The following is an 8,471-nucleotide window of genomic DNA, read 5'->3' on the forward strand; positions in this document are numbered from 1 at the left end:
GTTTTGGTCGATAAAAAACAAGGGTTCTTTTATACTGAGTAACAAATTTTTATTAATTTAATATTATTCAAAAAAGACTCATATTTAACTTATAATTGAAAGGTGTGCAACGATGAAAATGGGTCTTTATTCTTTACAACCGCAGTTGGAAGCTTTTGTATCAATCGCACCACTCCTTAACGAGTTAATGCCTGAAGACATTACAATTGGTGTATGCGATACGGAAAAGTTTTTGTTAAGTGTACCGGGCAAGACTTTTTCCCTTGGTATCGAGCCGGGCTATCCACTTCAAAAAAATGATGCTATTACGGAAGCCATTAGAACTGGAAGAACTGTAAGAGTTTTTGTACCAGAAGAAGTTTTCGGTGTCCCGATTATTGCAAGTGCAATCCCTCTTTTTGATGAAAAGAGACAGGTGATTGGCGGAATTGGACTTGGTGCAAGTATGGAGCAATATCATGCATTGTTTGGAATTGCTTCTAAATTATCAAAAGCAGTCGAACAAGTAACCGGGACAATTGAAGAGCTTGCTGCCAGCACTATTGTTTTATCCGAGAGCATGCAGCATATTTCCAATCAATCGAGTTCTGTTTTGCAAAGTGTTAGTGAAATCGAGAAAGTGTCTAAGATGGTAAGGGAAGTCTCTGATCTTAGCAATATTCTAGGTTTAAATGCCTCAATCGAAGCAGCCAGGGCTGGAGAGTTTGGGCGAGGGTTTTCTGTAGTTGCAAATGAAATCAGAAAATTGGCAGGGAATTCCAGAAGTCATACAGAGGTAATAAAGAAATCCGTCAACAATATTGAAGATCTGATTAAAACCCTAAGTACCTCCATTACGTCCATAAATGAAGAAACAGAAAATCAATCGGCGGTAACAGAAGAAATTTCAGCAACCATGATGGACATCAGTTCTCATGCAAGTTATTTGGCAGAAATGGCACAGGATATGTTAAAGGGAAAATGATAAAATAAAAAACACTGCATTGAACTGCACCCCAATTGCTAGACACCCTTTTAACAATTGGCGTTGCAGTTTTTTGTCTAATTTTAATGCAGAAAAAACCACAGGTTGTTGAACGATATCCATGAAGAAAGATATTAAAAAACAAAATTAGTGGAAGGCTCTATTGAAGCGCTTCATACTGAAATTGACTGTTTACGTATGGGTAACGATACATAAAAAAATTGAATGCCTTAGTTCAAAATAAGGAAAAATCACCAAACAGGACAAGCACAAATAGTCTAAGAGTTAAGGTATAATATCCGTTGACTGACTCGTAAAGCTGGGAGTCCGCGTAGTACGTATTATGATTTAGTGAAGTGTATGAATTGTTCCATTCCAAATGTTGATGTAAAGGTGGAAATTAAAGCTATTTATGAGGAACATAAAATACAATTATTTAGAGGGGCAATAGGGAAAGCCACACCCAATATCCTAATTCTATAGCAGTCGCCCCCTAACGAAAAGTTCCTAACCGCTTTCTGGATGGTAAGATAAAGGAGGGAGAAAAATGCGTACATTTGATTACGAAGTGAGTGAATCCATAGAAAAGGATGAAGTATTGGATAGGATCTATAATCCTCCAATAGATCTTATATACTTTTTTAGAGATGATTCAAATAATGGTTTAACCTATACTTTTCTATTGAATACTGTGAACTTCCCTTTCTTTATTGTAATGAATGATGGCATGGGTTTTTATGAAGATTTTGAACACTTAAAACTATCCAAGCTGGTTCATTTAAATGATATAGAAAATATAAGCTTGAAAGTTTTCCAAGTACAAAGTAATAGGGATTTAAAGTTATTGATGCCTTATATACTTTTTTGTATTACCAATGGATGTTACGGGTTAGTATGTGATTGTCAACAGATGCATCTTCATAAGATTATTTCGTACAATATGGAGGATAATTATAAACTTAAAAACAATACTGATTTAGATCCAAACGCAACGATTTACTTACTCTCAGATGTCGGGATAAGGATTTATAGCAATGATATGGTTTTAGGTAATATAAGCAAAATAAATCTATTAATAAATGAAGCATTTAATTGAACGCTTATCTAACTTTACAACGAATCAACCGAAGATATCCAAATACGTTTCAAGTTATAAATAATAGTCCAAAAGATTTATGTTATTTCTTCCAAAACCGTTTTCAAATGGTATAATAGGTAACTGTAATGAGAATGATGTATTAGTAAACTGGTAGAAAAGCCATGTGTACGGGAGTAATAATATAATAGAAAAGGTGAGATAAGTGAAAGTTAATTTAAAGCATCCAGAAACGAATATGGTTAAAACAGTGAAAGTGGGTTTTAGCTGGACAGTATTTTTCTTTAGTTTTTTACCTCCTCTTTTTAGAGGAGATTGGAAATGGGGGATTATCATATTTTTAGCTGCATCTTTTACCTTCGGTTTTACTGGTCTTATATTCATGTTTATTTATAATAAAATTTATTTGAATGAGTTATTAGAAAAAGGATACGTAGCTGTGGATGATCTTTCTGAAACGATTTTAAAAGATAGAGGGTTTATTGCAAGTTAGTAATGATATTCCTAGGATAAATTAAGTCACCATAGCGGTGGCTTTTTCTTATGCTAACAGTAATTTTCACTAGTTAGCCGGGGTTTTTCAAACTATTATTTATGATAGGTTCTACACCAGCGTGTCCCTATGAACCAAGAATAATTAGTTAATAAAATCGTATAATATCTTCCAAAATAGTCCTCGATAGAATACATAATAAAAATACAAGAGGTAATAAGATGTTTTATAGCATAGGGGATCCACACATCTAAGTTAAAATTTAGTAGATAATTAAATGTTCCATGGAGGAAACTGAATTAAAACTTACATTTCATACATATTTATCGATTCGAACGTACCCAACATTCATCCAGAATGATTACATTGGCAAGTCCAATTAACATATTTGTACAAACTATTTACTTGCATTTTACATACATAATAGTAGATAGATAATTAATAAGGTTTGGGGAGTAATAAATGAAATTCATTTTCAAACTTTTGAATAATATCGCTAAGTATCTACTAATATCATTCTTCTGGTGGCTAGTGATTATATATACATTAATAAAATAGGGGGGCGACAAGATGTTACATAGATAAGACGATGAAACGGATGTAATTTGATAGGAAGTTATTGTAGAAGAAAGGAAAAAATGAAAAAACGCGCTTTCAAGCGTGCACGTTTTCTCATTGTAGTGGAGATATATTCAGGCTTGTATCTTGTTATCTTTTTTTAGTCTGTTTCAAAATTCTTTTAATGAATAAGTATAAAAATGATAGAACAACGAAAATTAAGAAAAAGACGATGAAACCCCAGAGACCTATGGCAGCATCTTGAAATTCCATATTCCCTCTACTAGTTAACGCCTGTTGTATTTCAATTGCAAAAACCAACACCACCATGACGGTGAATGTATAAATGAAAGAAAGTATGGTAATGCCAAATCGTAGTCTTGATATGATGTTAGATAAAATTAGCACAAAGATGAATATGATAATCCCTATAATGCCCATTATCCAAAAGTGTAGATCTTTATCCGTAGCATTTAAGTTTAGTGTATCACTTACAAATATCAGGATGAAATCATGAATGTTATTGATGATCTCGGTTAAAACCAGAATAATTTCCTTCAAATAGTGCACCTCCAATTTCTAAATTATAGCAGGTTGTAATTTCATAGAGAAGGATTAAGGATATAAAAAGGGTACATCAAACAGATTTTAATAGGATTACCAAATTCAATTTATTTTATCATTGCTTAAATAGAGGGAAGGTGTAATATCTTAAATATGGGCAGGACGAACCGTTTTGATATGTATATTTTACAAATAACAACCAAGCTTTGGGGGAAGAAATATGAATCGTGAAAACCAACATATTTTAAATGTAATCGATTTTATAAAAACGGGACATAACACTTGTTTCGTGAAAGTGGTAGGATATGATGCGGATGCACAAGTGGAGTTTGAAGGAGAAATCAAGTTTGTTCGGGAGAGACCATTTGGAGATTTGATCCATCCAGAAAGGTCAAAGCTAACACCTTCCAGTAGAGAATTTGTTAGGGATAATTTGATTAATCGGTATAATAAAGGTGAATTTAACTGAGCAGAAAATATTGTGACCTTCTCATATTCAAGGATTTCTCCTGCAAGGGTGATATAAAGCCATTCTTTATTTAGGTGATTGTCTTGTACGCCTAAGAAACAGACATCAATATGTACTCTTGTCACCATTTCTCACTAATTATATAAGCAACTTGTCCACACACTCCGATAAGTACATGCATATAATTTAGTAAGGAGGAGATAGTTATGAGTACAAATTGCTGCTTTGTGAAAAAATGCTATGAGGAGAATGACCCTTATTCAGTCTGGGTTCCAAAAAGACCTTGTTCTTGTAAAAAGAATAAAAAAAGTTGTTATTACTACTAATATCATTTCATCATTAGGTGAATGAATATTTTTTAGGGCAGTTCTTGGACTGCCTTTTTACTTGGATTAAAAAAGACTATTTTGTAAGATTTTTTGCGAAGGAGCTAAAATTTTGTAGTGAAGAAAAAAGCACCTTACCTACGGGTATTGTGCTTTTATTTGTATTATTTATCCTTTAATAATTGCCTGCTTTGAAGGATAATTTCCCTATTTTTATTGATGGCTTCCACATTATTTAATTTAATATGATCGTTAAGGTTTTCATGATCTTCCATATATTCAAGTAGTAATTCCACAGACTTATCCAGCAATTTCTCCATCTGGATATCCCTTTCTTTGGCTAAACGAGTGAGTCGCATGTTTAAATGAGAAGCCAGCGTAGTATCAATTGGATCTCTACTTTCACTCATTTATATTCCCCCTTAAACTGTATTACTTCTATTATATGTTGGTAAGCATTGGATGGCAATGCAAATTATTATTGGTCTCTTCTACAATCAAAGGGGGGAGTTAGCCTTGAATGGACAGTTATCAATCTCTGATAGTATAGTTTCCAAAGAAGGCCAATAGTCAGGTTGAAATCAAACCGTGGAGGATCCAAAAGATTCGTTTAAAATAGAAATTCTATAGATAAAAACCACTCTGCTTTTTTAGCGGAGTGGCTAGAATGATATTTTATAAAATGAAATCCTTTAAAATATAAGCCATAAATCCTTAATTTTTACTTTTTGTGATAACAATTGCGGTCGCAAAAATGCGAGAAATTATAGTTATATTCATACTGTTGGCGTTAGGAAACCAAAATTTCAAACTCTATATAAAACCCCCTCAATACTCTCCAACACTCTTCTTACTAATCCGCTCCACAATCTCCATTAAATCATCTGGCCTATGGAATTCAATCGGTGAAACGCCTTTATCGAACTGAATCGTGTCGGCTTCTATCATTAATACATACTTCCCATTAATCTTGCCTAAATGAATGCTTTCCCCGAAATCGGCTAGAAGTCCTTTAACGGAGGTACTACCAAGCTTCATGCGCAGTTCGGCTTCTGGTGTATGTTCGACGATTTGGGCAGTTGCTTCGACGACCTGGTGGGTTTCTAAGCGTTCCTGGATTTCCCGTTTTTCACTTGATTCCCAGATTTCGAGGTCTTGCTCGAATTTCTGCAGTTCGTCGCTGTTTTCTTCGAATTGTGCAGATACATGTTCATGGACCATATGGATGACCTGGTTTTTCATAATTTCTGGCATGGATTCCCCATATTCTACGAACTTAAGGAAATCCTCGAAGTAGCGGGCATGTGAAGCCTGGTGGATTTTCAGTTCACCTTCTTCGACAATTCCTTCTTCGGGCATGAAGGGGTACTGAATCGATTTCATATTTTTTGTGGTAATGGCCATTTCCACATGTCGAATTAATGTTCGTTCGTCGGAAATGGAAGCGACTTTTGCCTCGAAATCACATTTCAATAGAAAGATGAAAGGTTCATCAAGATATTGCGTCAACTTAGCCGAAGCAATAAGGAAAACCCCGCCACGTACAGCACTTGTATCTATATAAGATTGGGCAAAAAGTTCATTTTCCTTTTGAAACTCTTCTTTTGATCGTGCATATCGGACTCGATTGAATGCATTGTAATTTGGGTTTGAGTCGAGCGCATGACCTTCTTCTACTATAAATGAACCGATTTTCGTCGGAATTTGTTCAGTTTTAGGATGACGGTCCACTTTTCGTTTGGAGATTTTCATCAATTCACCATCTAGAAAATCCTTTAAAGGACTATCTTCATATTCCTGGGTATCAAGTGTTTGAAAGTGTTTAAAACGTTTGTCCGCCTGATCGCCTTTTCCTTCGACTTGTATTAAATAAAAAGACAGATAGGTAATCGCAAAATCCATGAAAGTCACCTACTCCATTATATATATTTCCTCTTTTAAGACTTAATAAGTATAGAGATGCCAGTCTCATCCGTCAATATTAATCTAGTCACCTTGAACATGGTATTAGGACATTATGCTCCGAAGGTGAGCCCTGTAATGAAGTAAATTTATATACATATTACTAGTGAAAGTTACCTTATAATTAAGAAATATCAAATGTCTAATATTTTGTGAGTATATTAATAGTGTATATAAATCTTGTAAGCTTTAATGAAAATAAGGATAGTATTCTTTAAAAATTATACTATTACAATAATAAAACCATTGACGGGTAAAAGGGTAATGCGTATAATTTGAAAGTCTGATAATTCAGGATTTGTTGAGTTTTGTCGAAATTTATCTTAACTAAACAATATTTTTAGCCATTCTATTATTTACTTATTGAATGTTTTTTATTTTTTATGGAGGAGAAAAGATGAACATTTTTAGAAAGAAGTCCATCGAGGACTTATTGAACACAGGTTCCAATAACAATGGTTTGAAGAGGGAGCTAGGTGCTTGGGATTTAACGATGCTAGGTATAGGCGCCATTATTGGGACAGGCATTTTTGTATTGACGGGTACTGGAGCGGTCCACGCCGGGCCTGCACTATCCCTTTCATTTGTCATTGCAGGTCTAGCTTGTTTATTTGCCGCTCTTTCATATGCTGAATTTGCATCCTCCGTTCCAGTTTCGGGTTCGACTTACACTTATGCTTACGCAACACTTGGTGAATTCGCTGCTTGGATTATCGGGTGGGACCTAATTCTTGAATATCTCTTGGCAGTTAGCGCGGTATCCGCCGGTTGGTCTGGTTATTTCCAATCGTTCTTACATGGAATCGGGATTAACTTACCAGAAGGGATTACTGCAGCACCTGGTTCTATTGAAGGCACCACAACGTATATGAACCTTCCGGCATTTTTAATCGTCATAGCAATCACGTTATTAATTTCCCGAGGTACCAAAGAAACCAAACGAGTGAATAACATCATGGTCATCATTAAATTGATTGTTGTAGCATTGTTCATCATTTCATCTATTTTCTATGTGAAGCCAGAGAATTGGCAACCATTTATGCCATTTGGAATAAGTGGTGTGTTTTCAACTGCCGCATTGATGTTCTTTGCGTTTATCGGATTCGATGCAGTAGCTTCCGCAGCTGAAGAAACGAAAAATCCCGGAAAAAACTTACCCCGAGGAATCATTGGTTCATTGATCATCTGTGTTGCTTTATATATGGTTGTTAGTTTAATCATGACTGGTGTGGTACCGTATGCACAATTCGGAACTGCGTTGGATCATCCAATTTCTTTGGTTTTACAAGTTGTAGGACAAAATTGGATTGCAGGATTCATTGATGTTGGAGCCTTTATTGGAATGACGACGGTCATCCTGGTTATGTTATTTGGACAATCCCGTATCATGTTTGCGATGTCTCGTGACGGTTTAATGCCGAAGCCATTATCTAAACTGCACAAGAAATATAAAACACCCTATGCCGTTACTTGGATGTTCGGAATCATTGCCGCGTTGCTTGGTGCATTTATTCCATTGAGTGATTTAGCTGAGTTGGTCAATATAGGAACACTAACGGCGTTTACTATGATATCCGCTGCAGTCATCGTATTACGAAAAATCAAACCAGATTTGAAACGTGCTTTTTATTGCCCATGGGTGCCTCTCGTACCAGGATTAGCAATCGTTTTCTGTGTGTTTCTGATGTTCCAATTAGGGAGCCATACATGGATTCGTTTCTTGATTTGGATGGTCCTCGGTATTATCGTGTACTTTGTATATTCACGAAAACACTCCAATCTGAATCAATAAATCGTAAAAACACTCTTACGGAGTGTTTCAGTTTGTAGACAAAAGGGGTTCGGAATGGTTTCATTCCGAACCCCTTTTGATATTTTCTTGGAATTTTGCTCAAGATTAAGAGCTTGGGTCTCTAAGAGCCCACTATATTAGGCCATTTTTGGATCTCGCCATGTCCAATTGGCCATCTTCTTTAAATTCATGGCAGCGAAAGTAAGCATCGCCTGCATCGACAATTTTTTAAGTCCCCTTAAAGTAG

The 8,471-nt window shown here is 35.4% G+C and carries 8 protein-coding genes and 1 pseudogene; 6 read left to right on the top strand and 3 right to left on the bottom strand.

Annotation, left to right across the window (positions count from 1 at the left end; all coding sequences use genetic code 11):
- Positions 1–112: 112 nt before the first annotated feature.
- The 4 genes and pseudogenes from ACQKIC_RS15895 to ACQKIC_RS15910 all read left to right on the top strand — a co-directional run bounded on the left by ACQKIC_RS15895 (position 113) and on the right by ACQKIC_RS15910 (position 2,553).
- A complete protein-coding gene (locus ACQKIC_RS15895; RefSeq protein ID WP_402989440.1) occupies positions 113–964 on the top strand; it encodes a methyl-accepting chemotaxis protein in 852 nt (283 codons plus the stop codon).
- A gap of 138 nt (positions 965–1,102) precedes the next feature.
- A pseudogene (locus tag ACQKIC_RS15900) lies at positions 1,103–1,390 on the top strand (IS3 family transposase); the annotation flags it as partial.
- Between the two features lie 121 nt (positions 1,391–1,511).
- Positions 1,512–2,060, top strand: a complete 549-nt coding sequence (locus tag ACQKIC_RS15905; protein ID WP_427591901.1) for a hypothetical protein — start codon at positions 1,512–1,514, stop codon at positions 2,058–2,060.
- Positions 2,061–2,265: 205 nt separating this feature from the next.
- Complete coding sequence (locus tag ACQKIC_RS15910; protein WP_402872776.1) at positions 2,266–2,553, top strand: hypothetical protein; 288 nt, start codon at positions 2,266–2,268, stop codon at positions 2,551–2,553.
- Between the two features lie 708 nt (positions 2,554–3,261).
- Here ACQKIC_RS15910 and ACQKIC_RS15915 read toward each other — a convergent pair.
- Positions 3,262–3,681, bottom strand: coding sequence for a hypothetical protein (locus tag ACQKIC_RS15915; RefSeq protein WP_427591902.1), 420 nt, complete (start codon positions 3,679–3,681; stop codon positions 3,262–3,264).
- 214 nt (positions 3,682–3,895) lie between these two features.
- Here ACQKIC_RS15915 and ACQKIC_RS15920 point away from each other — a divergent pair, with 214 nt between their 5' ends.
- The gene (locus ACQKIC_RS15920) at positions 3,896–4,144 is read left to right on the top strand and encodes a hypothetical protein (RefSeq protein ID WP_402959074.1); all 249 of its coding nucleotides are present in this window, start codon (positions 3,896–3,898) and stop codon (positions 4,142–4,144) included.
- A 490-nt stretch (positions 4,145–4,634) separates the two neighbouring features.
- Here the strand turns inward: ACQKIC_RS15920 and ACQKIC_RS15925 are convergent, their stop codons facing one another.
- Positions 4,635–4,880 carry a hypothetical protein gene (locus ACQKIC_RS15925; protein ID WP_402872779.1) on the bottom strand — a complete coding sequence of 82 codons (246 nt, stop codon included), beginning with the start codon at positions 4,878–4,880 and terminating at the stop codon, positions 4,635–4,637.
- A 418-nt stretch (positions 4,881–5,298) separates the two neighbouring features.
- Positions 5,299–6,372 (bottom strand): DUF3900 domain-containing protein, encoded by a 1,074-nt coding sequence (locus ACQKIC_RS15930; RefSeq protein WP_427591903.1) that lies wholly within the window; start codon positions 6,370–6,372, stop codon positions 5,299–5,301.
- Positions 6,373–6,829: 457 nt separating this feature from the next.
- Here ACQKIC_RS15930 and ACQKIC_RS15935 point away from each other — a divergent pair, with 457 nt between their 5' ends.
- Positions 6,830–8,224 (top strand): amino acid permease, encoded by a 1,395-nt coding sequence (locus ACQKIC_RS15935; protein ID WP_402989426.1) that lies wholly within the window; start codon positions 6,830–6,832, stop codon positions 8,222–8,224.
- The last annotated feature ends 247 nt before the right edge of the window (positions 8,225–8,471 follow it).

The organism is Peribacillus sp. NPDC046944, assembly GCF_050272735.1.
Lineage (GTDB): Bacteria > Bacillota > Bacilli > Bacillales > DSM-1321 > Peribacillus.